General features: G+C 62.2%; 26 protein-coding genes. 9 read left to right on the top strand and 17 right to left on the bottom strand.

The genetic code is table 11. The annotated features are described in order from the left end of the window. The first annotated feature begins 346 nt into the window (after window positions 1-346). Window positions 347-1,519 carry an acetylornithine deacetylase gene (argE, locus tag IVB07_RS15685; protein WP_247362358.1) on the top strand — a complete coding sequence of 391 codons (1,173 nt, stop codon included), beginning with the start codon at window positions 347-349 and terminating at the stop codon, window positions 1,517-1,519. Window positions 1,520-1,720: 201 nt separating this feature from the next. Here the strand turns inward: argE and IVB07_RS15680 are convergent, their stop codons facing one another. From IVB07_RS15680 to IVB07_RS15670, 3 genes are all read right to left on the bottom strand, one after another. Next, window positions 1,721-2,347, bottom strand: coding sequence for a LysE family translocator (locus IVB07_RS15680; RefSeq protein WP_247362356.1), 627 nt, complete (start codon window positions 2,345-2,347; stop codon window positions 1,721-1,723). Window positions 2,348-2,436: 89 nt separating this feature from the next. Beyond that, window positions 2,437-3,495, bottom strand: a complete 1,059-nt coding sequence (locus IVB07_RS15675) for a phosphotransferase family protein (RefSeq protein ID WP_085351268.1) — start codon at window positions 3,493-3,495, stop codon at window positions 2,437-2,439. Between the two features lie 132 nt (window positions 3,496-3,627). Next, window positions 3,628-4,863 (bottom strand): acyl-CoA dehydrogenase family protein, encoded by a 1,236-nt coding sequence (locus IVB07_RS15670; protein WP_007611657.1) that lies wholly within the window; start codon window positions 4,861-4,863, stop codon window positions 3,628-3,630. Between the two features lie 222 nt (window positions 4,864-5,085). Between IVB07_RS15670 and IVB07_RS15665 the strand changes: the two genes are divergently transcribed. After that, window positions 5,086-5,748, top strand: a complete 663-nt coding sequence (locus IVB07_RS15665) for a TetR/AcrR family transcriptional regulator (RefSeq protein ID WP_247362355.1) — start codon at window positions 5,086-5,088, stop codon at window positions 5,746-5,748. A gap of 3 nt (window positions 5,749-5,751) precedes the next feature. Here the strand turns inward: IVB07_RS15665 and IVB07_RS15660 are convergent, their stop codons facing one another. The 6 genes from IVB07_RS15660 to IVB07_RS15635 form a co-directional block, all read right to left on the bottom strand. Beyond that, window positions 5,752-6,144, bottom strand: a complete 393-nt coding sequence (locus IVB07_RS15660; protein ID WP_162847229.1) for a RidA family protein — start codon at window positions 6,142-6,144, stop codon at window positions 5,752-5,754. A gap of 108 nt (window positions 6,145-6,252) precedes the next feature. Further along, on the bottom strand, window positions 6,253-6,468 hold the full coding sequence (locus IVB07_RS15655; RefSeq protein WP_018457601.1) for a hypothetical protein: 216 nt from the start codon (window positions 6,466-6,468) through the stop codon (window positions 6,253-6,255). 189 nt (window positions 6,469-6,657) lie between these two features. Next, window positions 6,658-7,887: a CaiB/BaiF CoA-transferase family protein gene (locus IVB07_RS15650; protein ID WP_247362353.1), complete on the bottom strand. Its 1,230-nt coding sequence runs from the start codon at window positions 7,885-7,887 to the stop codon at window positions 6,658-6,660. A gap of 169 nt (window positions 7,888-8,056) precedes the next feature. Then, entirely contained in the window at window positions 8,057-9,262 is a 1,206-nt protein-coding gene (locus IVB07_RS15645; RefSeq protein WP_247362351.1) for an MFS transporter, read from the bottom strand. 135 nt (window positions 9,263-9,397) lie between these two features. Next, on the bottom strand, window positions 9,398-10,225 hold the full coding sequence (locus tag IVB07_RS15640; protein ID WP_247362349.1) for a 3-keto-5-aminohexanoate cleavage protein: 828 nt from the start codon (window positions 10,223-10,225) through the stop codon (window positions 9,398-9,400). 123 nt (window positions 10,226-10,348) lie between these two features. Continuing rightward, window positions 10,349-11,740 (bottom strand): MFS transporter, encoded by a 1,392-nt coding sequence (locus IVB07_RS15635; protein ID WP_247362347.1) that lies wholly within the window; start codon window positions 11,738-11,740, stop codon window positions 10,349-10,351. Window positions 11,741-12,088: 348 nt separating this feature from the next. On the opposite strand from IVB07_RS15635, the gene IVB07_RS15630 reads away from it, so the two are divergent. Continuing rightward, entirely contained in the window at window positions 12,089-12,346 is a 258-nt protein-coding gene (locus tag IVB07_RS15630; RefSeq protein WP_018457607.1) for a type II toxin-antitoxin system prevent-host-death family antitoxin, read from the top strand. Further along, window positions 12,343-12,726 (top strand): type II toxin-antitoxin system VapC family toxin, encoded by a 384-nt coding sequence (locus IVB07_RS15625; RefSeq protein ID WP_247362344.1) that lies wholly within the window; start codon window positions 12,343-12,345, stop codon window positions 12,724-12,726. The genes IVB07_RS15630 and IVB07_RS15625 overlap by 4 nt, the downstream gene beginning before the upstream one ends. Window positions 12,727-12,780: 54 nt before the next feature. On the opposite strand, the gene IVB07_RS15620 is transcribed toward IVB07_RS15625, so the two are convergent. Genes IVB07_RS15620 through IVB07_RS15605 form a run of 4 tightly spaced genes read right to left on the bottom strand, consistent with a single transcriptional unit; the run spans window position 12,781 to window position 14,997 of the window. Next, complete coding sequence (locus IVB07_RS15620) at window positions 12,781-12,951, bottom strand: hypothetical protein (RefSeq protein WP_166520788.1); 171 nt, start codon at window positions 12,949-12,951, stop codon at window positions 12,781-12,783. 36 nt (window positions 12,952-12,987) lie between these two features. Continuing rightward, on the bottom strand, window positions 12,988-13,191 hold the full coding sequence (locus IVB07_RS15615) for a hypothetical protein (RefSeq protein WP_007611681.1): 204 nt from the start codon (window positions 13,189-13,191) through the stop codon (window positions 12,988-12,990). Between the two features lie 22 nt (window positions 13,192-13,213). After that, window positions 13,214-14,548 (bottom strand): sorbosone dehydrogenase family protein, encoded by a 1,335-nt coding sequence (locus IVB07_RS15610; protein ID WP_247362342.1) that lies wholly within the window; start codon window positions 14,546-14,548, stop codon window positions 13,214-13,216. Then, window positions 14,545-14,997 (bottom strand): DUF2231 domain-containing protein, encoded by a 453-nt coding sequence (locus IVB07_RS15605; RefSeq protein ID WP_085357988.1) that lies wholly within the window; start codon window positions 14,995-14,997, stop codon window positions 14,545-14,547. Before IVB07_RS15605 ends, IVB07_RS15610 begins: the two co-directional genes overlap by 4 nt. 195 nt (window positions 14,998-15,192) lie before the next feature. On the opposite strand from IVB07_RS15605, the gene IVB07_RS15600 reads away from it, so the two are divergent. Both IVB07_RS15600 and IVB07_RS15595 read left to right on the top strand, forming a co-directional pair. Then, window positions 15,193-16,056 (top strand): formate/nitrite transporter family protein, encoded by an 864-nt coding sequence (locus IVB07_RS15600; protein WP_204511540.1) that lies wholly within the window; start codon window positions 15,193-15,195, stop codon window positions 16,054-16,056. A gap of 95 nt (window positions 16,057-16,151) precedes the next feature. Then, entirely contained in the window at window positions 16,152-16,358 is a 207-nt protein-coding gene (locus IVB07_RS15595) for a hypothetical protein (protein ID WP_018457613.1), read from the top strand. A 301-nt stretch (window positions 16,359-16,659) separates the two neighbouring features. Here the strand turns inward: IVB07_RS15595 and IVB07_RS15590 are convergent, their stop codons facing one another. Both IVB07_RS15590 and IVB07_RS15585 read right to left on the bottom strand, forming a co-directional pair. After that, on the bottom strand, window positions 16,660-17,619 hold the full coding sequence (locus tag IVB07_RS15590; protein WP_018457614.1) for an OmpA family protein: 960 nt from the start codon (window positions 17,617-17,619) through the stop codon (window positions 16,660-16,662). A gap of 644 nt (window positions 17,620-18,263) precedes the next feature. Further along, window positions 18,264-18,824 (bottom strand): hypothetical protein, encoded by a 561-nt coding sequence (locus tag IVB07_RS15585; RefSeq protein WP_026233406.1) that lies wholly within the window; start codon window positions 18,822-18,824, stop codon window positions 18,264-18,266. Between the two features lie 706 nt (window positions 18,825-19,530). Between IVB07_RS15585 and IVB07_RS15580 the strand changes: the two genes are divergently transcribed. The 3 genes from IVB07_RS15580 (at window position 19,531) to IVB07_RS15570 (ending at window position 22,518) form a co-directional block, all read left to right on the top strand. Next, window positions 19,531-21,375, top strand: coding sequence for a caspase family protein (locus IVB07_RS15580; protein ID WP_247362339.1), 1,845 nt, complete (start codon window positions 19,531-19,533; stop codon window positions 21,373-21,375). A gap of 157 nt (window positions 21,376-21,532) precedes the next feature. Beyond that, a complete protein-coding gene (locus IVB07_RS15575; RefSeq protein ID WP_247767738.1) occupies window positions 21,533-22,042 on the top strand; it encodes a hypothetical protein in 510 nt (169 codons plus the stop codon). After that, window positions 21,997-22,518 carry a hypothetical protein gene (locus IVB07_RS15570; protein ID WP_247362329.1) on the top strand — a complete coding sequence of 174 codons (522 nt, stop codon included), beginning with the start codon at window positions 21,997-21,999 and terminating at the stop codon, window positions 22,516-22,518. Before IVB07_RS15575 ends, IVB07_RS15570 begins: the two co-directional genes overlap by 46 nt. Before the next feature lie 18 nt (window positions 22,519-22,536). Here the strand turns inward: IVB07_RS15570 and IVB07_RS15565 are convergent, their stop codons facing one another. Further along, the gene (locus IVB07_RS15565; protein ID WP_240543158.1) at window positions 22,537-23,079 is read right to left on the bottom strand and encodes a DUF4384 domain-containing protein; all 543 of its coding nucleotides are present in this window, start codon (window positions 23,077-23,079) and stop codon (window positions 22,537-22,539) included. A gap of 123 nt (window positions 23,080-23,202) precedes the next feature. Further along, the gene (locus tag IVB07_RS15560) at window positions 23,203-24,981 is read right to left on the bottom strand and encodes a caspase family protein (protein ID WP_247362325.1); all 1,779 of its coding nucleotides are present in this window, start codon (window positions 24,979-24,981) and stop codon (window positions 23,203-23,205) included. Window positions 24,982-24,996 lie beyond the last annotated feature (15 nt).

Genomic DNA, 24,996 nt, shown 5'->3' with positions numbered 1-24,996 from the left:
GGCCCAGCGTCCGCCGCTGTCCGGCCCGCGTTCGTGACGATCGCGATACGCCCCTCTTCCTTGGGCCGGGTTACGGCGACACATACGCCGTTTCCGAATTTCGGTAAAGTGGAATATTTTCAGCGGCGGGCGTTGACCTGCCGCTCGCGTGTTTTGCCCGTCGGCCAATGCAAGGGCTTGTAGCCCGGATGAGCGAAGCGACATCCGGGATTCCGACCACGAGCTGTCCCGGGTATCGCTTCGCTCACCCGGGCTACCGGTCTGTGTTGATTTGCTCTACCACAGCCGACGTTGGTATGGTTCGTGCAAGCACTTCAGCTTCCATCCCCCTGACAAGAACGTGACAATGCCAAGCTCAAGACCCGACCGTATTCGCAAGCTGCTCGCCGACCTCGTCGGCTTCGACACGATCAGCGATCGCTCCAACCTGCCCCTGATCGCGCATATCGAGAGCTATCTCGCCGCACACGGCGTCAAGAGTGAGCGCATCGTCGACGAGACCGGACAGAAAGCCGCGCTATGGGTCACCATTGGACCCGAGGACCGCCCCGGCCTGGTGCTGTCGGGACATACCGACGTGGTGCCTGTGGTCGGCCAGGACTGGAGCCACGATCCCTTCAAGCTGATCGAGCGCGACGGCAAGCTTTACGGCCGCGGCACCACCGACATGAAGGGATTCGTCGCGGTGTGCCTTGCCATGGTGCCGGAGATGCTGGAGGCGAAGCTGACAACGCCGATTCATCTCGCCATCTCCTATGACGAGGAGATCGGTTGCGTCGGCGTGCGGCCGATGCTGCGCGAGCTCGCGAAGAAACGGATCAAGCCGCTCGGCGCCTTCATCGGCGAGCCGACCGAGATGAAGGTCATCATCGGCCACAAGGGCAAGCACGGCGTGCGCGCCACGTTCCAGGGCCTCGCCCGCCACTCCTCGATCGCACCCGAGGGCGTCAACGCGATCGAATACGCCGCCGAGCTGATCGTCGAAATCCGCCGCCGCGCGTTGCAACTCGCAAGCACGAAAGCAACGAACAGCCTCTACGATGTCCCTCACTCGACGCTGCTCACCAGCATCGTGCATGGCGGCGCCGCGCTCAACATCGTGCCCGATACCTGCACGGTGGATTTCGAATGCCGCGGCATCGGCATAACCGAATCCAGGGAGGTGACGGATGCGATCGTCGCCTGGGCCAAGACCGAGATCGAGCCGGCGATGAGGGCGCGACACCCGGAGTGCGGCATCGACTTCGAAGAGATCCTCGATTATCCCGCCCTCGACACCGCCGCCGACGCCACCATCGTCACGCTGGCCAAGAGCCTCGCGGGGCGCAACGACCACGCCAAGGTCGCCTTCGGCACCGAGGCGAGCCTGTTCGCCAGCATGACCGATATCCCGTCAGTGGTGATCGGGCCCGGGTCGATCGCGCAGGCGCATACGCCGGACGAGTTCGTGGAGATGGCGGAGCTGGAGAAATGCGCAGGCTTCGTGGAGAAGCTGATCGCGCATTGCGTGAAGGGGTAAGGTGTTTCCGCGTCATTGCGAGGAGCTCTTGCGACGAAGCAATCCAGACTGCCACCGTGCGAAGATTCTGGATTGCTTCGCTTCGCTCGCAATGACGAGCGTCTGGAGACACCCGTAGTCCGCATGAGCATAGCGGCGACATGCGGGGCCGCTGTCCCGGATATCGCTGCGCTCATCCGGGCTACGAATGAGCGGTGCGCCTCATCGCTCCTGCAAAGCCAGCCGCACGCCGACGGCGCAGTAGATGGTCCCGACCACCTTGCCCTGCCATTTCACGACGGCTGGATGGCGGCGTAGCAAATTGCCGAGACGGCCGGCGCCGACGGCGAACACCACCGTGCTAAGGAGGCCGAGCAACACGAACACAGCACCGAGCAGCGCGAGCTGCAGCGTCGTCGAACCATGCTCGGGCCGGACGAACTGCGGCAGGAACGCGAGGAAGAACAGCGCGGTCTTCGGATTCAGCACCTCGGTCAGCACGGCCTGCCGGAATGCCCGCGCTGCGCTGATCGCGGGCGCGCCGCCATTCACCTCGATCGGCGTCTTGTCGAGCATGGCGCGAATGCCGAGATAGATCAGAAAGCCCGCGCCCGCGTATTTGACGACGCTGAACAGGAGTGCCGAAGTCGCGATGATCGCAGAGAGGCCGACGATCGCCATGGTGGTGTGGACCACGTCACCGGCCGCAATTCCCGCGCCCGTCGCGATGCCGACCCTGGTTCCCGAGCTCGCGGCGCGCGCCATGGTGAGGAGTGTCGCCGGTCCGGGAATGAAGACGAAGCCGAGGACGATGAGGATGTAGGTGATGAGGGTGGTGTGATCAATCATGCGGGCATCTCTCTCGTCATTCTGTCCCGTGTCCAGACACGAGAGGAACGCAAGCAAAGGCGCGGCCGTCAGCCGCGCCTTCGGATTCCTTAAACCGCGCCCGCCTTCTGCGCGTACTCCCAAGACGCCTTCGACAGCGGAACGGTGCGCTTGGCTGACTCCAGCGCCTTGGCATTCGCCGCGGTGCCGTCGCGGACCCGGCCGGCGATGCCTTGCGTGATGCCGGCGAGACGGAACAGGTTGTAGGCGAAATACCAGTTGAGGTCAGGCACCGTCATCTTGGTGACGTTGCAATAGATCTGCGCGGCCTCCTCCACGCTCGGGATGTTGAGCGCCTTGAGGTCGGCGCCGTCCAGGCCGGGCATGACCCACTGCATCAGCAGATAGGTGAAGTCGGCCATGGGATCGCCGAGCGTCGACAATTCCCAATCGAGCACGGCCTGCACGCGTGGTTCCGTCGCGTGGAAAATCATGTTGTCGAGGCGATAGTCGCCGTGGACGATCGAGACGCGCGCCTGCTCCGGCACGGTCTTCGGCAACCATTCGGCGACCTTCTCGAACTCCGGAATGGTCTGGGTCTCGGACGCGCGGTACTGCTTGGTCCAGCGGTCGATCTGCCGGGCAAAGTAGTTGCCGGGTTTGCCGAAGTCGCCAAGACCGATCGCGACGGGATCGAACATGTGGAGTTTTGCCAGCGTCTCGATCTTGCTGGTGAAGATCTTTCGACGATCATCCCGCGTCTGGCTCGGCAGCGTCGGATCCCAGAACACCCGGCCGTCTTCCATCGACATGATGTAGAAGGCCGAACCGATGATGCTGTCGTCCTGGCACAGCGCATAGGCCTTCGCGACCGGAAAGCCCTGCTTTCCCAGCGCCGCGATCACGCGATATTCGCGATCGACCGCGTGCGCCGACGGCAACAATTTGCCGAACGGTTTTCGGCGCATCACATAGGAGCGGTTCGGCGTGTCGAGCCGATAGGTCGGGTTGGACTGGCCGCCCTTGAACTGGAGCACGACCAGCGGTCCCTCATAACCCTCGACGTTCTCGCGCAGCCAGGCTTCGAGCCGCATCTCGTCGATGCGATGACGCTCCTCGACCGGTTTGGTGCCCGAGAACTCTTCGTCTTTCCTGACGCCGTCAGCCACGATGACGCTCCCTCTTCAGTCCGAACATGATCCTAATCGGTAACCCCCAGCGCACTTGCGTCAAGCGGTCATCCGATCACGGATCATGCCCTGTCGTTTCTTCGAATCGGGAGCGCCAGCGTGCTCTCCCGCTTAATGACTGGAAGAGTTTGCATACTTCCGAACCTCGAGCCTGGCAATGGCGCGATTGTGCACCTCGTCCGGGCCGTCGGCGAGACGGAGCGTGCGGATGTGGGCGTAGTCCTTGGCGAGGCCGGCTTCGTCCGAGACGCCTGCACCGCCGAAGGCCTGGATCGCCTCGTCGATGATCTTCAGCGCCATGTTGGGGGCTGCGACCTTGATCATGGCGATCTCGGCCTGCGCGGTCTTGTTGCCGACCTTGTCCATCATGTCGGCGGCCTTGAGGCACAACAACCGCGTCATCTCGATGTTGGTGCGGGCCTCGCCGATGCGCTGCTCCCACACCGAATGCTCGACGATCCGCTTGCCGAAGGCAGTGCGCGAGGTAAGCCGCTTCACCATTTTCTCCAGCGCCTCCTCGGCCTTGCCGATGGTGCGCATGCAGTGATGGATACGGCCGGGACCGAGGCGGCCCTGCGCGATCTCGAAGCCGCGGCCTTCGCCGAGCAGGATGTTCTCCTTCGGCACCCGCACGTTCTCGAGCAGCACCTGGGCGTGGCCGTGCGGCGCGTCGTCGAAGCCGAACACGGGCAGCATCTTCTCGACCTTGATGCCGGGGGTGTCGAGCGGAACCAGGATCTGCGACTGCTGCTGGTGCTTGGCCGCCTTGAAGTCGGTCTTGCCCATCAGGATCGCGATCTTGCAGCGGGGATCGCCGACGCCGGACGACCACCATTTGCGGCCGTTGATGACGTAGTGGTCGCCGTCGCGCACAATGCTGGTCTCGATGTTGGTGGCGTCAGACGAGGCCACGGCCGGCTCCGTCATCAGGAAGGCGGAGCGGATTTCGCCGTCCATCAGCGGACGCAGCCATTTGCGCTTCTGCTCCTTGGAGCCGTAGCGCATGAATACTTCCATGTTGCCGGTGTCGGGCGCGGAACAATTGAAGACTTCCGAAGCCCAGGAGATGTGGCCCATCTGCTCGGAGAGCAGCGCGTATTCGAGATTGGTCAGTCCCGCGCCGCGGAATTCGTCGTCCTCATGCTCGTTGGGCGGCATGAACATGTTCCAGAGGCCTTCGGCTTTCGCCTTCTTCTTGAGATCCTCGAGCACCGGGATCACCTTCCAGCGTTCGCCGCTGCGATCCTGCTCATCATAGACCGGCACCGCCGGGCGCACGTGCTTGGCCATGAAGGACTGCACGCGGTCGAGCCATTCCTTCTGCTTCGGCGACAGATCGAAATCCATGGGACGCTCCTCGTCTTTGCCAACTCGTTTGGCGAACTTGTTTTGCGCCGGACTGTCCACCCGCATTGTGCGACCCGCAAGTGCGAATGCGCGGCTTGCGGATGCTCCGGAACCCATTCGCGCGTTTGCGAACGAGTCCCGATTGCGGATTGACTTTCCCGGCCTTCAAACGATAGTTTCATACAACCGTTTGAATTGCAACTCCCTCCCCGAGGGGCTCCCATGGCCAGCGATCATACCCGGACTGCCATTCTCGCCGCCGCCGAACGGCTCTATGCCGATCGCGGGTTCGGCGACGTGACGTTGCGCGACATCGTCGCTGAGGCCAATGTCAACCTCGCGGCGGTGAACTATCATTTCGGCTCGAAGGACGAGTTGATCGCGGAGCTGTTCGTGACACGCTCGATCGCCACCAATCGCGAGCGTCTGCGCGAATTGAAGGCGGCGGAAGAACAAGGCGGCGGCCGCGCGCCGATCGAGGTAATCCTGCATGCCTTGGTCGGCCCGACGCTGCGCGGCTGCCTCGGTCCCGAGAACCAGCGCTCGAGCGCGGCGCGCTTCATGATCCGCGCTTCGATCGAATCCGTGCCGCCGATCCGCCGCATCAAGAATCGCGAGATCGACCATTTGCGCAAATTCGCCGGCGCGATGCGAAGGTCCCTGCCCGACCGCAGCGACGTCGATATTTACTGGGGCCTGAACTTCGCGCTCGCCATGGCGCACCACACCATCCGCGAGAGCGAGCGGCTGACGAAACTGTCGGAGGGCAAATGCGACCTCGACGATGTCGAGGACGTGGTCGCGCGCGTCGTCAGCGTGGCGACGATGGCGCTGACGGCGGGACGGACGGAGGCGAAGGCGCCGTCAAAAATGGCGGCGCGCTAACCTTCACATCATCGCGATGCAGTCGATCTCGACGTCGAAGGGGCCGAACCATTCCGGCGTACAGACGAAGATCCGCGCCGGCGGATCGTGCGGGAAATAGCGCGCATAGACGTTGTTGAACGCGGCGAAGTGCTTGGTCGAGGTGCAGTAGACGTTGCACTTCATGACGTTGTCGAGGCTCGCGCCCGCCGTCTCAAGGCACAGCTTCATCTGCTCCATGATCAGCTCGCTCTGCCGTTCGATCGGCACGTCCGCGATCTCGCCCGTCTCGGGGTCGAATGGCGGCAGGCCGGCGACGAAGATCATGTTGCCGGCGCGCGTGACCGGCGAGACCGGCGCCTGCCGACGATCGAGGAAAGTCGAGATCGGTTCGACGCGGAGCGCTTCGCGTTTCATTTCGAGATTCATGGGCGGCCACCTTCGGTCCAAGCGAGATGACGGCTTGCTACGGCATGTTGCAGCCGCCATGCTTCGCTTCTGATCGAAGTTTGGTCGCCGAGCCGCCTAGGCGTGCTGCGGCATCTCCTCGGCCTCTTCCTTGGCGAGCAGCAGCAGCATCTCGATGCCCATGTCGCCTTCCTGCGGCGAGCGGATGAACTTTATTTCGTCGGCGCTTTGCCGCAACGCGGCAATGATCGCGACGGCCTGGTTGGCCGTTGCCGCCTCGGTCGCCAGAATTGCCTTCTGGTTCTTGGCCTGAAACCCGATCGTGTAGGACATGCGTTCCCTCCCGGACTGAGTGGACCGATCGAATCTGAGTCGCGCGCGGAGCGGAAGCCTGTGTGAGTACGGACCGGAATTATCTGGGGATTGCCCGCAAGGTTCGCGCAAGGCCGCAGGAGCGTCATGTTGACGTCCCTTTTTATCCAGTGGCGATCAGACCAAACCGCGCGCGCCGCTTCGCCGAAGCTAGATAATCCCCTGCTGCTTCAGCGCCTCGATCTTGCCGGCATCGTAGCCGAGCTTGCCGGCGAGCACCTCCTGGGTGTGCTCACCGAGCAGCGGCGGGGCGCGGTAATCCTTGATCGGGGTTTCCGAGAGCGTCAGCGCGTTGCGGATCAGCGAGAGATCGGGCTGGAAGGGATGATCGACCTTCACCCGCATGCCGCGCGACTGGACGTGCGGATCGGAAAACACCTGCTCGAAATTGTTGATCGGGCCGGAGGGCACGCCGGCCTCCTCCAATCTGTCCAGCCAATAGGCCACCGGCTGCTTCAGGAACAGGCCGGCGAAGATCGCCATGATCTCCTTGCCGTGCACGACGCGGTCGTTGTTCCTGACGAAACGCTTGTCGCTCGCGAGTTCGGGCGCGCCGAGCACGGCGCAGGTGCGCTGGAACTGGCCGTCATTGCCGACCACCAGCATCAGCTCGCCGTCGGTGCAGCGGAACACGCCGGCCGGCATGCCGCCATTGCCCCAGGTGCCGCGGCGCGGCGGCGTCTTGCCGTTGACGAGGTAGATCTGCAGCCAGTGCGACAACGACGCGATGACGGTGTCGAACAGGCAGACGTCGATATGCTGCCCCACGCCATCATTGGCGTCGCGATGATAGAGCGCCGAGAGAATCCCGATCGAGGTGTTCATGCCGGTCATGTAGTCGACGATCGACGGGCCGACCTTCATCGGGCCCTCGCCGGGCTCGCCGTCGATATGGCCGGTGACGCTCATCAGGCCGCCCATCGCCTGCAGGATGGCGTCGTAGCCGGCGCGCGGCGCATAGGGGCCGGTCTGGCCGAAGCCGGTCACCGAGCAGTAGATAATGCCGGGATTGATCGCCTTGATGGTCTCGTAGTCGAGGCCGTAGCGCTTGAGATCGCCGACCTTGTAGTTCTCCATGAAGACGTCGACATCCTTGGCGAGCTCGCGGATAATCGCCTGCCCCTCGGGCTTGGCGATGTTGACCGTGACCGACTTCTTGTTGCGGTTGGCGCAGAGGTAGAATGAATTGTTGTTGTTGGCCTTGCCCTCGGGGTCAGTCAGGTAAGGCGGGCCGAAGGCGCGCGCGTCGTCACCGGTGCCCGGCCGCTCGATCTTGATAACCTCCGCGCCCAAATCGCCCAGCATCTGGGCCGACAGAGGCCCGGCAAGCACGCGGGTGAGGTCAAGGATCTTGATGCCTGAGAGCGGCAGGGCCGACATGTCGAATTCCTCCGGGAACTGGATCTTGGCGCGGCGGCGAGATCGCAGGCCGCGCTTCCTGCGGATACACTATTTTGGCGATCCGAGCACTGCACTGTGGGCATACGGCCATCCCCCAGCCCGCCCGGCGCAGGTCACCGCGCGGTGAATTTCCGCATGGCGAATATTCTCAGGTTGCAGCCGCTGCAGCCACCTGCGGCCGGCGGCGGCCGAGCAGGACCAGGATCAGCACCGTGGCGCAGGAGCAGACGAAGGTGAGACCGAGCGCGCCGCGGCTGCCGAACTGGGTGAGCAGGCCGACAAGGAGCGGCGGCGAGACCGCGGAGGCGAGATTGAGCGGCAACGCGATCATCGACATCGCCTTGGCGAACTCGGTCTGATCGTAGAACACGAGCGGGATCGTTGCCCGCGCCACCGCCATCGCGCCGCTGCCGGCGCCGTAGAGCAGGATGAAGGCCGCAACCGCCCAGGTCGCGCCCTCGCTCGTCATCAGCAGCAGCATGGCGATCGGCAGCGCCGTGCCGGCGACGAGCCCGGTCGTGATTCCATCCCACCGCCCTCCGCCGAGAAAATCGAGTCCGCGGGCGCTGACCTGGATCACGCCCAGCATCGAGCCAAACGCAAGCGCCTGCGCCGGGGGAAGCCCCTCCGCCCGGAGCAACTCGATCATGATGGCGCCGATGCCAAAATTGACGAAGGCATTCAGCGTGATCGCGGCAACGACGAGGCTGAAGGTGCTCCTGGGAATCGCAGGCGGCGGCGAAGATTTCACCGGCTCGCCGCCACGATCACCGACGATTTTCCGGCGCGGTGCAAAGAATGCATAGAGCGGAAGGTTGATGACGACCATCATGGCTGCATAGACGAGGCACGTCCCGCGCCAGCCGAGCAAACCGCTGAGGAACGACGTCGTCGGCCAGAAGATGCTGCTCGACAGGCCCGTCACCAGCATCAGCGCGCCGATGGCATTCTTGGCCTGCCGCCCGGCGACCTCGTTCAGCATGATATAGGCGCCGGTCGAAAGCGTGGCGCTGCCGGCGATGCCAAGGACGATCCAGGCCGCGAAATACAGCATCGGCTCGCGCGCGAGGGACAGCAGGATGAAGCCCGGCACGGTGAGGACCGTGCCTGAGATCATGACCTTTCGTGCGCCGTGCCGCGCAAACGACCTGGCGAGCCAGGGCGCGCATAGCCCCATCGACACATAGAGGACGGACGTCCCGGCGAACACCGCCGGCAGGCTCATGCCGAGATCGGCCGCGAGATCGCGTCCGACGATGGCGGGAAGACCTATCGTACCCCACCCGAGAAGCTGGGAGACCGCAAGCACCAGCAGGACCCCGATGAGCCTGCTGTCAGATTTCAAGAACCGCATTCCAATCGTCGCCTGCCCGGCAGGCGCCGATCACGCCTGTGACACCTGTCTTACCCCCGGACTTAGCGCAGGGAAACGCCGGCCGTCGAATGGCAGCAGGCGGCCGGGAGCATGTCAGGTGGCGGCAGGAGCGCCCTACCCCGCGAGCCCGAGCAGGGATCGCGCCTCGGCCGCAGTCGCCACGCGCCGGCCGTGACGCGCGACAGCCTCACCGGCGACGGCCACGAGCTCGGCGTTGCTGGCCGCGAGGCGCGCCTTGTCGATCCTGATATTGTCCTCGAGGCCGGTGCGGACCGCATCGGCGCCCCGCGCGAGCGCCCAGCCCATGACCTCGGCCTGGTGGCGTCCGATCCCCGCTGCCGTCCATGTCGCCTCCGGGATCAGCCGCCTGAGCTCTCCCAGCAAGATGTCGAGGACATGCTCGTCCGCGGGCATGGCGTTCTTGACGCCCATGACGAACTGCACGTGCGGACGCTGGTCGATCAGCCCCGCCTCGATCAGGCGGCGGGCGCCATGCAGATGCGACAAATCGAAGATCTCGATTTCCGGCCGGATGCCATTCGCCTTCATCCCGGTGGCGAGGGTCTCGACCAGCGCGGCGCTGTTCTCGTAGACGATGGTCGGAAAGTTCACCGATCCCGTGGACAGCGAGGCCATGTCCGGCTTCAGGTAGAGCGACGATCCGCGCGCCGAGGGATCGCGGCCCCGCCCTCCGGTCGAGAACTGAACGATCATGTCCGGACAGTGCTTCTTGATCCCCGCCTGCACCAGGGCGAAACGCTCGGGATCGGAGGACGGCGTCTCGTCATCGTTGCGAACATGGATATGGGCGAGCGTGGCACCGGCTTCAAAGGCCTGGTGCGTCGACTCGATCTGCTCGGACGGCAGAATCGGGACCGCGGGATTGTCCTTCTTGCGCGGAACGGAGCCGGTGATTGCGACGGCAATGACGACGGGGTTCATCTTGCAACCTCATATTGATTGCGCTCGCGCGCACCAAATTCGAATCGGCGGCCTGACTATGCAGTGAGGCCCTGCCGCCGCGAACATCATCGATCGCGGCGGCAGTTGCCTCTACCATACCCGTCAGGTCCGAACCGTGGCAGCCCCGCTCACCGCATCGCCGGCGCGCTGACGGTCATAATCTGCCCGCAGCATTGGAACGGCATTGGGATTGCCGAGATCGTCGATCCTGATCCGATAGGTTTCCCGCGCGGTCAGGGCGGCCAGCGCGGCGATGACCGTGATAGCGAAGGCAATCGCCCCCACCGTCAACGGAATGTTGGTCGAGCCGGGAGGCGCGACGGTCGCAAACAGGGCGGGCAGCAATGCGGTGATGGTGGTTCCGATGTTCTGCGATATCGCCATCGCCGAGACGCGGGTGCGGGTCGGAAACAGCTCCGGGTAAAAGCTCGGGAAGATCGCGTTGTAGCCCTGATAGACGACGCCCCACATCAAGAGCGACACCAATATTGCCAGCGGCACATTCCTGATGCTGATGGCATAGAGATAGCAAAAGGCGAGCAAGCCGGAGAGAAGCGCGCCGACGATGATCGGGGGCTTGCGGCCGACCTTGTCGGAGAGATTGCCGACGAAGGGAATGACGAACACGGCCAGCATGTTTCCGAGCACGGGGATCCAGAGATAGACGTCCTTGGCAAAACCGATCCCGTAGGCCGGCTGCACCGCATAGGCCGCGCCGAAGATGGTCGCAACGACAGGAATGACATTCATCAGCGCCATGCAGATGACCCTGAGCATGTCGCGCCAGCTCAGCTTGATGGCCTGGACGATGGGCGCGCGCGGCGTTTCTCCCCGTTCGCCCTCGCGGGCAAAAGCAGGGGTCTCGTCGACTTCGCGACGAATGATGTAGCCCGCGACGATGACGAAGAAGCTGAGCAGGAAGGGAATCCGCCAGCCCCAGCTGTTGAAGGCGTCGGTCGGCATATAGGCCGCCAACGGCAGGAAGATTGCTGCGGCGAGGATCTGTCCGGCCTGCACCCCCTGAAGGGCGAAGCTGGCATAGAAGCCCCGTCGGCCGAACGGCGCGTGCTCCAGGATCATCGAGCTTGCGCCCGAGATTTCGCCGGCAACGGCAAATCCCTGCACGAGGCGCAGAATGACGAGCAGAATTGGCGCCAGGATGCCAACCTGCTGGTAGGTCGGCAGGATACCCACGGCCATCGTCGAGATGCCCATCAGGAACATGCAGACGATGAGAACCGTCTTGCGGCCATGGGTGTCGCCCCAGTGCCCGAGGACGAACGCGCCAATCGGCCGGGCCACATACCCGACGCCATAGGTCGCCAACGAGGCGACGATCGCGACGGTGGGATTCTCCGACGGGAAGAAGATTTGCGGGAAAATCAGTGACGCGGCGGTCGCGTAGATGAAGAAGTCATAATATTCGAGAGCCGACCCGATCCAGCCGCTGGCAGCGGCTTTCCTGGACTGACTCATCTGATGGATCGCGGTCATCTCAAGATTCCTCCCTTGGGTTTTGCTGACGTCCCGTTGACGGGCTTCGCTCAAAATTGGGCAGCACTCTCCGGCCGCTCTGCGGAGTTTCGCGAGCGCTTGTCATTGCCGATGGGTGTCTGCTTGGTGGCGACGATAAGCTTTCGCCGGGCTAACACAATTACCCAGTTATTCGACAAACCTAACATGATGTTATTTTGTACGGAGAGCCCACGTTCCGGCGAACACCGCCGGCAGGCTCATGCCGAGATCAACCGCGAGATCGCGTCCGGCGATGGTGGGGTGGGAGGTGGTTGACATTGGACCATTGCATGGTCCATTTTATGAAAACTGAGGAAGGACAATGAGATGCGGGTCTCCGTTACCGACGCAAAAGGACAATTGACCGATCTTGTCCGCCGCGCAGAGGCCGGCGACGAGGTGATCCTGACGCGACATGGGCATCCCGCGGTACGGCTCGTCCCGGTCAAGCTTTCGCCGGACCGCGCCACCCGCCGGACCGCGCTTGAGGCGGCGCGAAGGACCGGCGGGGCGAAAGCTATTCCCGGACCGAGCGCCGCGCGCAGTCAGGACTTTCTTTTCGGCGATGATGGACTGCCGGAATGATCGCAGTCGATACCTCCGCGCTGATGGCGATCGTGCTCGACGAACCCCAAGCCGATGCTTGCATCACCGCGCTGGACACCGCCGACGAAATCCTGATCTCGGCGGCCTCCGTTGCAGAAAGCCTGATCGTCGCGGCACGGCGGGGCGTCGACGAAGAGATGAACAAGCTGATTAACGATCTCGGTTTGAACGTGATCTCGGTGACCCTAGCTTCGGCCGAACGCGTGGCGCAAATCTACTCGCGTTGGGGCAAAGGCATTCGTCCTGCCGGTCTCAACCTTGGTGACTGCTTCGCCTACGATGTCGCCAAGGAGCATGGCTGCGCACTTCTTTATGTCGGCGACGACTTTGCCAAGACGGATATCGTTGCGGCGGCGTAAGTCGACGGCCGGGCGCCGACTTACCGGCCGAACAGAAAAGCCGCGGGGCAGCCGTCAGGCCGTGTGACCGGGATCGACGTGCTTCGGCGTTTTCTTGTCGCGTTGGGGTGTCATCTTGGCCGGATCCGGCGCACCCGGCACGCCGCGCGGCCCGAGCTGGTCTCGCTGAATGTCGTCTTCAGAGCGGGAGGGTTCAATGCCGTTCGGTTCACGGGGCTTGGTCATCGCAGCCTCCTGAAGTGTTCTGCTCGGAGTGTCCCATCAAATTCCCAGCGCGTTCTCGCCGGCTTCCCGGCCGGGCACGCTGACATGGACTTCGTGTCCCTCGCGAAGCGCCAGCGAGGCGGCAGCCACCGCCGATTCGAAGGCCGCTTCCTTGGTGGAGTATCTGTTCTTGACGTCGCCGTCATGCAGCACGCCCCATTCGTCCTGCACCGGCACGATCGTGTATTGAGCAAGGCCCATGGTGTAACTCCTCGAGATCTATCTATCGCTGCGTGAGCTGCGGGTGCGCCGCCGTCACGCGCCACACCGTGTTGCCGCTGTCATCGGCGACCAGCAGCGCGCCGGTCTTGTCGATGGCGACGCCGACGGGCCGCCCGCGCGCCTGGTTGTCGCTGTTGAGGAAGCCGGTGACGACGTCCTGCGGCGGACCGCTCGGCCTGCCATCCGTGAATGGCACGAACACCACCTTGTAGCCGTTCAAGACCTGCCTGTTCCAACTGCCGTGCTCGCCGACGAAGGCGCCGCCGCGATAGGCCGCCGGCAAACTCGCGCTCGTGTTGAAGGCCATGCCGAGCGGCGCGACATGCGAGCTCAGCGCATAGTCAGGCACGATCGCCTTGGCGACGAGATCAGGACGCTCCGGCTTGACGCGAGGATCGACGTGCTGGCCGTAATAGCTGTAGGGCCAGCCATAGAAGCCGCCGTCCCTCACCGACGTCATGTAGTCCGGCACGAGATCGGGACCGAGTTCGTCGCGCTCGTTCACCACCGTCCACAGCGTCCCGGTCTGCGGCTCGAAGCTGAGGCCGTTCGGGTTGCGCAAGCCGCTCGCGAAGATGCGCCAGCGGCCGCTGGCACGGTCGATCTCGAGGATCGCGGCGCGATTGTGCTCGGCCTCCATGCCGTTCTCGGTGATGTTGCTGTTGGAGCCGACGCCGGCATAGAGCTTTGAACCGTCGGGGCTCGCGACCAGGCTCTTGGTCCAGTGATGATCGATTGGTCCGCCCGGCAGCGGCGTCAGCACCGTGCCCGGCGCGGTGATCTTCGTATCACCCTCCGTGTAGGGATATCTGACGATCGCATCGGTGTTGGCGACATAGAGATCGTTGCCGACCAGCGCGACGCCGAACGGCGAGTTGAGATGGTCGAGGAAGACGCTCTGCACGTCCGGCACGCCGTCGCCGTTGCTGTCGCGCAGCAGCGTGATGCGGTTGCTCGCGCCGGTGTCGCCGCCTGATGTCGCCCAGGACTCGATGTATCCCATCACGATTTCCTTGGGCCGCTTGATCGGAGCGCCCTTCGGCGCCTTGGATTCCACCACCAGCACGTCGCCGTTGGGCAGCACGTAGAGGAATCGGGGGTGCTGCAAGCCGGTCGCGAAGGCCTTGGCCTGCAAGCCCTGCGCGACGGCCGGGGTCTCGTCCTTTTTCCAGCCGACGATACGGGCGATGTGCATCGGCGGCAGCAGGTATTGCTGGATGTCGGGCAGCGTCGGGTTGGCGCCGGTTTGCGCCTTCGGATCGCCACTGCCGTCATTGCAGCCGGCGAGACACAGCAGCGAGGCACACAACAGCACCCGAACGATTGCGGAGTTCATCGCGCAACTCCTACACCGTGGCGATACACCATCGCCCAGCCGAGCCAGCCGGTGACCGGCAGGATCAATACGGTGATGGCTGAAAGAATGAGCCCGGTCGGCCACACCGAGGTCCAGGCATCGCGCGTATGGATCAACGCATTGACGATCGCCAGGACCAACGCCACCGCGTTGCCGATCAGATGCGGCCAGGCCGGCGGTTGCGCCCGCACCAGACGGTTGCCGAGAAAATCGGTCAGGCCCGCGATCGCCGCCAGTACGCCGAAGATGACGCCGACGACCAGAAGCCAGGCGGAAAAATCCGCCCACATGATCTCGGCACTGACGACATAGGCGATATCGGTCAACAGCGCTCCGATGAAACAAGCGATCGGTATCGGCACCAGCATCGGATGAATCGGATGGCCCGCGATCTGCGCGGTTGAGCGCACACGCAAATTGTCTTGCACGGTTGGCCTCTTGTCAGATCGCCACCCGCCCCGGTAGAAAACACCCGCTTTCCACGAAGGTTCCTGATGGTCGACCACGGCGCCGCCGCTGTGCCTCAACAATGCCGCGGCGTGCGAGCACTTACCAGGAACCCCTTGCCGCTCCGAGCCTTGATCCCGGCATTGAGATGAACCTGCCCTTCAGGAGACCGCGGAGTGGACCAGCCTGGCGACGGCGCCTCCTTCAATCCAGCCTCAAAGCTCGACGGCGTCTCGCGGCGCCAGACGAAACAGATCGAATCCCAGAGCCGGCCTAGCGCAGCGCTGATCCATGAGACAATCCGCGCCGAGGGTGAGCAGGAACTGGAACGGCGATGGTGGGCCATCGTGCTGTCCGGCCTCGCCGCCGGCCTTTCGATGGGATTGTCCCTGATTGTCCAGGGCGAGTTTCACGCGCTGATTTCCGACGAGGCCACCCGACGGCTGGTGGCTCCGCTCGGCTACACGGTCGGTTTCCTGGTCGTGGTGCTGGGACGGCAGCAGCTCTTCACCGAGAACACCCTGACGCCGATGCTGCCGCTGTTGCACAACAGGGATCTCGGCACGCTTGGGAGCGTGATCAAGCTTTGGGGCCTGGTCCTCGCCTCCAACATCGCAGGAACCTGGGCCGTTGGATCCGTGCTCGCGCACACCAGCATCTTCGAACCCCGCATCGTGGGCGCCTTCGTCGATCTCAGCCGCCACACCATCGAGGGTACGTTCGCGACGACCCTTGTCCGGGCGATCTTTGCCGGCTGGCTGATCGCCTTGATGGCGTGGCTACTGCCTGCCGTGAAGGGATCGCGCCCGCACCTCGTCGTCGTGATGACCTATGTGGTCGCGCTCGGCCAGTTCGCGCACATCATCGCGGGCTCGGTCGAGTGCGCCTTCCTGGTGCAGAGCGGCCTGGCGTCGCTCTCGCAATATGCCTCGGACTTCTTCGTACCGACACTCCTCGGCAATATTCTGGGCGGAACGACCCTCGTGGCCCTGCTGAACTACGGACAGGTCGCCCCCGAAATCCGCGACCACAGGGAGTAAAGAGCCTGCACAAAAGCTGCCGCCTCGACAGGAACGATGGGCCCGAGCCGAGCTTGCCTCGGCAAATCAACGCGCGCCGACGAGCAGGATCAATCATGAGCACCGATACCAAGAGCCCATTCGACAAGGACCCGGCCGAAGGATCACGCGACATCATCGATCGTGAATTGCAGCGTGCCGAAGATACCGCCAACAACAAGGTCGATCATCTCCCCGGCGTGAAGGTCAGCGGGCAGCCCCAGGGCGGCGCAGTCGATCGTGCCCGGAAGCAGCGCGAGGAGAAGGACAGCAAACAGGAATAGAGCCGCTCTGCCGACCCGAAACGCACCCGGTTATCGCAAGGCCGCCCGCTCCAAGCTCCAGCCGTCACCGGGACCGACTTGACGGTCAAAGTCGGTCAATCAAGATGCATCAATTGTTGGGATGGAGCGGGTGAAGGGAATCGAACCCTCGTATTCAGCTTGGAAGTCTCGAAATACTGTAGTGTCTTCAAAGGCTATTCTGACATTTTCGGCTTTTTTTGACCCATTGAGATCACTACGGCGGGTCAACCCGGAGCTCCCCTCGCCGACGCCGGCTAAAGGTTATGATGAGCCGATTCACTCAAGGCCCGCCAAACGGCTTCGGTCGCTCCAGCGGGACGAAAGCGCTCAAATGGGCTGGGTAGGTCGACGCGCCGCCGCCGATGGTCGTGCCCGTGCTGATGCTCAAGTAGACGTCCTTCACTCCTCTGGGCGTTTCGAGCAAGATCCAGTTCTTGCTTAAGTCCCCTATCCCGATAGTCGTAAAGCGCATTGACTTGCCGAACTGCGAACAGGAGATGGGCTTTTCGGTCGTAAACGAATTCCAGGGGCCATGCAGAGTACCCGATCTGCCGCCGGTCTTCGGAAGGGTCAAGCCGAAGCCTAGGCCGACCGCCGCATAGACGTAGGTGCACTTCAAATTGTTTTCCGTGTCCCATATGGAGAACAACGCGCTGGCAAACGCAATCCCGGCTCCGGCCCTGCCCTTGACGATGCGCTTGATGGCCGCTCTCGCTGCAAACGAGATCGAACCGTCGACCTCAAGCAGCATGGCTATCTTGAAATTTCGACTGACCTTTGGCTTCGGCGGAACGGGTCGCGGCAAGTCTGGCTTTATGATCGGTTCGAAATAGACCTTAGGCAGAACCCAAAGGACCACTGATCTATCGTTGTCTTCGTCCAGCCTGTGATTTGCCGTCTGCGTATTGCCGATGGCGTGCGTCTGCATTTGCTCCGGGCGGATGCCCATCTCTGACAGAGACCGCGCGACCGTAATGACGCGGTTGGCTGATGTCGTCATATTCCAATCAGCCGTACCGATCCGGCTCGCGGATCCCGTCATCCAGATCTGACCAGCGTCGTGCTCCACCAGGGGAACCACCTTGTTCTTCAGAAATTCGAAGTGCTCTGTCTTCAAGCCCCGAAACTGGTAGCCGGCAAAGTCATCGAAATCGAAATTCCAAAGCCGCGCGTGCAAAACCCCCACTCCCGAAAAATCCAGATCGACGTCAACCTTGCCCGGACCGGTTTTGTGGAACATTCTCTTCGACCTGCAATCGACAAATAGGAACTCGTCGGTGATCGTCCGGACGGCCGCAGGACCACCTTGTTTTAGTGCAGGCAGGAAAAGAGAAGTTCAAATCGACAGCTGCAACGAAGGTTGTGACCTTGCTCCCATTTCGATCTGGCACCGAAGGAGTATGCGCTTGTGCAATACGCGACATCACTGTCGCGATCGGAGCAGCTACGATATAAGAGAGTCGCGATAGGACGGGCCCTGGAATTCGTACAGCACGACGACTTTGCGCGATCGCCCTAGACTTGGAGGGCCGCTACCCAACCACGTTAAATCGGCAGTGCATCTGGATAGTACGTTTGCCGGCTTGTTCTGCGTCTGCCTGATCGCCCATCAAAAATAGAGCGAAACGGTAAGCGTCGTCTAGCGCAGCTGCAATATCCCGGAAGCACTTGACATGGTCGTTGGTGATCTCATCGTTGGGGTCATTTGCATATTAATTGCGGATGGCTTTTCCCAAAGCGGGAGAAGTGGTTACCAGCGTGATCGCAATCATGGACTCTTGCGCCGAACGCCTGGATTGGAGCGACGAGGATCTCGCGAATAGGAACGAAGGCGCGCAACGTGCAGAACGACGGAGCTGACAAATTCTGCGGCCGGCCACGGACTTATCCACCAAATCGCTTGACCAGCTTTGAACCCTTGGCTGCATCAATCTGCTGGCCCGTCAGGTCAGAACCGACGCTCAATCCTATCGTCATGAGGTTCTTGACACGCCGCGCCGCCTGCTTCTCATTGGAATAGTCGATCTCGACGTGATCGAGGCTCATTAGATGGCCGAGCTCGTGAGCCCAGGCGCGTCCATTGGCGTGGTCATTGCCATACCATTGGACGAAGCTTGCCGGCTCCGGTTGGCTATTGGGGTATGAGCTTCCACCGGCGGCCAGATTTTCAATCGAATTGACGAGGTAGATGTGGACGGCATTGTCCGGATCGTGCCGAGAGGCAAGAACACCCAGCAATCGCTGGTCATTGCTGCGCGCGCTCTTTGCCATGTCGAGCGGCTTCTCCATCAAGCAATCGCTGATCACGAACGCGATCTTGGCCTTTGACCAGATCGTATTGACCACGTCGAGCGCCTTCTTGGCTGTCTCGCTGCTCCATTGCCCGGGCTCAACGCTCCCCCTATCGGCAAATGGCGTGATGTAAATCCTCAACGGAATGGGCATCAACTTCTCCAAAGTTCGGAATTGCGATTGTATCTCCGTACGCTATCGTTCGAAATAGAGCGGCTTATATTCAGGGCTTTCTGATTAAGTCGGCTGGCGACTTGCGCACTGACGACTTCCGGCAGCGGCCACCGACGCGATCGACTGGTCGACCAAGGCCCGCCTTCGCGACTCGGAGACTGGTTCCCTCGTTGCGAAGGAGCAGTTGCCGGGGCGAGCGTCCGGCAGGAACCTGAAGATCGAGCACCGGGGACCATGGAAAGCCGAACTGACGGGCTCCTGACCTCCGCGCAAGCTGTAACCGAGAGATTGACCCGCAAGCCGGCGTCCTGGACTTTACGTCCCCTCGATCTGCCGACCGCGGAATCTTCGTTTGAACTAAGCCAGAGGCTCTGCTGCACTGCCGCGAACACGCCTTAAGTGCAATAATCCTATAATTTCAAAAGCTTAATTCGCCAGCGCGAGACATCGATACTGGCGGGTGCCCATCATCCTCATGAAACGGCACACAGCGCCGGCCCGCGATTTCTTCCGTGCCGTTTGAACGCGAGCGCAGTGCCAGACAACACATAGGAATGGATCGGGCTCGAAACTGGTACTGTACGGAGATAGGCCAGCGGCCAGTGGCGTGTGAATTCAGTAATCATGCCTTACGCGGCCATCTTCGCGACGTTATCATTCGATGAGCATAGGTTGGGTGTTCGCCATGAGGTTATACAGGCACCTTCGAGTTTTGCTTCTTCTTGCCGCTTCGCTGTTACTGGCAGCCCAGCCAGCCTGGGCGACAAAGCGCGTGGCTTTGGTGGTTGGCAATGCCAACTATCAGAATGCCCCTCTGCTCCCAAACCCGGCCAACGACGCTGCCGCCATCACTGAAACCTTGAAGGGCGCAGGTTTCGATGTGGTTGACTCAAGGCTCAACCTCGCCGCGACCGATATGCGGCGGGCCCTGAGAGAATTCGCCGATCAGGCGCGCAATGCGGACATAGCCCTGGTGTACTATGCTGGCCACGGCATCGAGATCGACGGGACAAACTATCTGATCCCGACCGACGCCAGACTCGAACGTGACACTGATATTTATGACGAAGCATTCTCACTCGACCGCGTCCTGCTGGCAATCGAGCCTGCGAGACAGTTGCGCGTGGTGATCGTCGACGCGTGCCGCAACAATCCGTTTGCCGATTCGATGAAGCGTACAGTTGCCTCTCGATCAATCAGCCGCGGGCTGGCCAGGGTCGAACCCGCCGTCTCCAACACGCTGATCGCGTTTGCCGCGAAAGCCGGACTAACCGCCCTCGATGGCAACAGCAAGAATAGTCCGTATGCGACGGCTCTCGTAAAGTACATCGCAAAGCCGGGGCTCGACTTGCGTAGGGCCTTCGGCTTCGTCCGCGATGATGTCTTGCAAGCCACCGGCAACCGACAGGAGCCCTATGTCTACGGCTCGCTGGGCGGCGAAGACGTTGCACTTGTTCCCGCTGCCAAGGCTGATGAGCCGGTGCAAGCAGCCAACCCCCAGGCAGAAATTCGTCGTGATTACGAATTGGCCTTGCAACTACGCAACAAGCCCGCTCTGGACGCGTTCCTGAACCAGCATCCGGACGGATACTACGCAAATCTTGCCAAGCTGCAGCTTAATCAGCTCGATGCTGAGGACGCACGCGTCGCGGCAACAGCGAAGGCGCAGCAGGCGGAACAGCAGAAAACTCGGCTGATGTCGCAGGGCGCCCAGCGTGCCGACCAAGAGAAGGCGGCCGCGGATCTGAAGGCTGCGGAAGACGCCCGAATTGCCGCCGAGAAGGCGAAGCAGGCCGCGCAGGAGCAGGCCACCGAGGCAGAACGGAAACGAATTGCGTCCGAATCTACAATCGTTGCGGCTCTCTCCGGGAATAAGCCGGCTGTTGGGAGTGCCTTCGCGGACAATCCTACAGTCGCTGCGCTGGCTGACGACAATACGCCGCCAAAGCTTGCCGCACTCAGCGCCGAGCCGCGCCAGACCGATATCGCAAAAGCCGATATCACCAAATCCGTACAAAGCGAATTGAACCGCGTCGGCTGCTTCACCGGTAGCGTAGATGGCCAATGGAATGCAGCCTCCCAGCGCTCCTTGGCTCTCTTCAACCAGCACGCGGGAACCAAATTTGACGCCAAGCTCGCAAGTCTCGACGCGCTTGACGCAATCAAGCTCAAGCCGTCCCGCGTCTGTCCCCTGATCTGTGATCATGGCTACAAGGCTGCCGGCGACCACTGCAGCAGAATCTCCTGTGCAAGGGGCTCGTTCCTCAACGACGACAATGAATGCGAGAAACAGCGCGCCAGGCCCGTCAATGCCGCCAAGAGCAATGACAGTCAGCGGCAGGATCGGCCATTGCGTCAGCGGGCGCAGGCGAGCGCAGGCGGCTATGGCGCTGCGGTGGGCCATGCGACGGCCAGTCCTCAGATCATATGCAACGCCAGCAGCTGCCGTCCGGTCCAGCGCGGCTGCCATCTCGAATATCGCGGCGGTGGCGGGCCAGGCAACGAGGCCAATGTCGAGGTATGCCATTAGCCTCACCGCTCCTACACAACTGCGCGCTGGCACGGCGCCGAGTTGTCACGGCGCGTCGGAGCCATCAGGCCCGGTGGATTTAGGATCGCAAGCATGGCAAGTGGCCGAGCTAACGTCAGAGTCCCAAGCCTGATGTGGCCGAATCGGAGCGACCTGCGTGGTTGCGTGTGAGCTTGAGCAAAAGGACGCCAACGCCTTTCCTGGGGTGACGCTCTTCACGAAGCGGCAGGCGCCCGGCATGAAACCAACGGCGGTTTATCTTCCGCCAAAGCACCCAACAGCCGCCACCAAGTTCGATGTCGTGATCTGGCTTCACGGCTTCTACGTCAAAAACCATGAATTCCTTTTCCAAAACGATCCAGCGCGGCTGCGCGAACAGGTCCGGGATTCCGGCAAGGACGTGGTGCTCATCGCGCCCTTCCTGGGCTACGAATATGCTGTGGGCAACACCTTTGCCGGAAACTACAGCGTGTCCGACCTGGCCACCGCGAACTGGGGTGAACGCTATCTCGAGGAGATCCTTGGAGCTCTGGCAGGTTCCTGGGTATCTCCTCGACGTCCATTCCTCAGCTCCAGATCGGCAAGCTCATCATCGCATGCCACTCCGGCGGTGGTAACGGCATGCGCAATCTCGTCGGGAGCCTCGGAAAGTATCAGGGGAAGCTGACGGCTTGTTGGGGATTTGATTGCCTTTACGGTGCCAATGCGCGGCCCGACGATGCGACCTTTTGGTACCAGTGGCTATCTGGGCAGAGCGGCCACGCCCTCGAGATCGTGTATGGTCCGTCAACTCTCCCGCAATCGGTGAAGCTGGACCTGATCGGGCGCGGGCTGGCGACGGCCGATGGCAATCAAACCCAGCCTCAGCGCCCTGCCCTCAAGAATCTCAACGTAAGCTTGGGTCATTACGACCTGTTCCCGGCATTTGGACAGATGGTCAGGGTCAACGATCTTGACGCGGCTTTCGTGGATCGCTTCATGATACCGCAGGTCGCGGACCAACCGCGGCATAAGCCTGCGCCGCTGGACGGGGAATTCCTCCAGCACGCGATTTCCAACATTCGCAGTGCTTTTCCCTTTCCAAAGGACATTCATTACATGATCGCCCGCGGTGGCTTCTTCAGCCGACTGAGCAAGCTATAGCCCCAAGCCTCACAGGACTCACTTGATGGAATAGGATTTGACGTCGAACGACCAATTGTTCGTCACAAGCTTTCCGCTGCTGTTGTCCGGCACGCGCAGCTCACTGGTCCAGGCCGATAGATAGCTCAACGCGTCCGCCTGACCTTCCAGCTTGCGAGGCATGTCCGGCAAATCGAGCAATTGCACGCGCAGCTCGCTCAGGATGGCGATCATCACTGCGGACCCCGTCGGCGGTGCGACGACATATTCAAAACCACGCTGCCGCGCCGCCGGAGCAGGGACGACAAATTCGACACCCGGCTTGACGAGATTAATGTCGCGTTCGTTCGACTGCGCCAATAGCTCGGGGGTCGGAAAGATCTGGGACATCCGCCCTTCCGAGTCGACGTCAACCAGAATGAGATATCCAGGCCTCCTGGCGGTGACGCCGAACGAGACCTTGGCGCCGACGTTGACGGTCTGACTCGGCAGGATCTGAAGGGACACACTCGCGGTATTGGTCTGCCTGCGCACCGCTTGTGCGGGCCAAAGCCAAGGTACGTACGTCGTGCCGATATGCAACGCCCCCGTCGGCAACGGTGCTGCGGACGCAGGTCCGCTGCCCGCCTGTAGCAGCAGGAATGCGAACCATGCTCGCTGGCGGCGGATCGACTGCGATGACGGCATGGCGTGCTCCCCTAAGAGTCAGGGAGCACTGAAGAAGCCGATCGAGGCGATTCGCGCGTCCGCGGGCAAGTAACGCTCGAGACTCTTGATCACCTGCCCCGAGGCGCGACGCCGGTTGAACTGTACTAGGGCTGTCTCAAGCTCGACCATGCGTTGCTGCGAAGTCACCGCAACGATCTGTTCCGCACCGAACGGCTCGCCGACCCTGAGCGGTAGGCGCAAACTCGCCGATCTGGCCAACGCCGCATCAGCACCCACCGGATACAACAATTGGATGGTGCCGTCGCCGGACACATTGAACAGCAGCACCGCCCTTGATGCCACATCAGATAGGTCAACTTCGATGGTCTGGCCAGCACGTTGTTGGCGATCGTCTGGCCAAATACGCATCACCTGCGGCGACCGTGTCGCAATGCGCTTGAGTTCACGAATTGCCGCAGTCCTATCAATCACCGTCGGCAGGCTGGCAACGTCCATCCCGTAGGCGACCACATCACCCCAAGCGATCACGTCGTGCGACACAGGATCCCATATCAGGTCGGGATTGTCCGTCGGTTGAACAGCCTGCACGGAAACATCTTTTGGCTTCACGCTTACAAAATAGCTAGTCTTGCCGTCCAGCGCCGCCAGCCGGATTGGTGCAACGAGGCGTAGAGGCCCCGGCGCGCCGGCGATCGGAAGTTCCTTGGCCGCGCCCGCAAGGGTCGGAATGGTTGGAGCCTTGGCCGTGACAGCCGGCGGTGCGGGCGCCTGTCCATCGACGGGCACCCCGGCTCCGGCCTGACCCGAGGCCGCTCTCGCGGCCGGCCCCTGAATCAGCACGACACCGCGCGTCAATCCGAAGGCGACGTCGGTATCCGGCGTCTGAGCTGGCGATGATACAGTCACGATATTCTGGCGCTGGTCCGAGAGCTGATAGACCACCTGCCGAACGTTGCTGAAAAGCTCCTTAAGCGTCACCTTCCCATCGTGATTGATGTCCGCGCTACCTTCCACCGCACGCGCGACCGCATAGCTGAGAGCCCCGCGTAGGCCATCGATGCCAGGGATGCGGACTTCCGGCGCTTTGGTGTAGCGGTCCACCGCGGCCAGAAACGCCGTGTGGTCAAGGTCAAGTTCAGACTTCGGATCGTTGCTGTCCGACACCGGCTTCAGTTCGTCGACCAGCAACGTGTAGCGCGGGACCTGCCGGAAGCTCATCTCAGCGGCACGCGGATCGATGTCGCGCACCATACCGCCACCGTGGCAGGTGTCAGCCACGAAGATCACCCTCGCTCCGCGCAGCTCGAACTGCCGTATGAAATGGTTGAACTCGCTGCCCAGAACCCGCTCAACGGACCCGGTTGGCGTGGTTTCAAAGCCTGGCAGCAGGAACACGTTCTCCATCCCGTCCGGCTCCGCGCCCTTGACGCGCTCCGGCTCCTGGGTGCCATGGCCGGCGATCGACAGAAAGATGAGGTCGTTGTTCTTGGTCCGCTCCACCAGTGCACTGATCTCGCGCAGGACGCCTGCCCTGTCGGCCTGCGCGTTAGTCAGTTCGACGACGTCGCCAACCCCCATGGATTTAAGGCTGGTCACGATGTCCGTAGCGTCAGCGACCGCACCCTTCAATTTGCGCACGTGCTGGTAGTCGTCGATCCCGATCACGAGCGCACGCACCGCCGCCCCATCTGGATTGCTGAGCGACAAATCTCCTGCCGCATGCGCCCGCGGGATTGTCAGTCCGATCAACGCGGCGAGCCCGATGGTGGCGCACAGCCGCCCGATCCCGCAGTCAAGTCCTCTGGGCATCCGCATCGTGATCCACCTCGA

The organism is Bradyrhizobium sp. 172 (genome assembly GCF_023101065.1).
Classification (GTDB): Bacteria; Pseudomonadota; Alphaproteobacteria; order Rhizobiales; family Xanthobacteraceae; genus Bradyrhizobium; species Bradyrhizobium canariense_D.
Note: the sequence above shows the minus strand (reverse complement) of the source record. Positions and strands in the feature narration are given on the sequence as shown.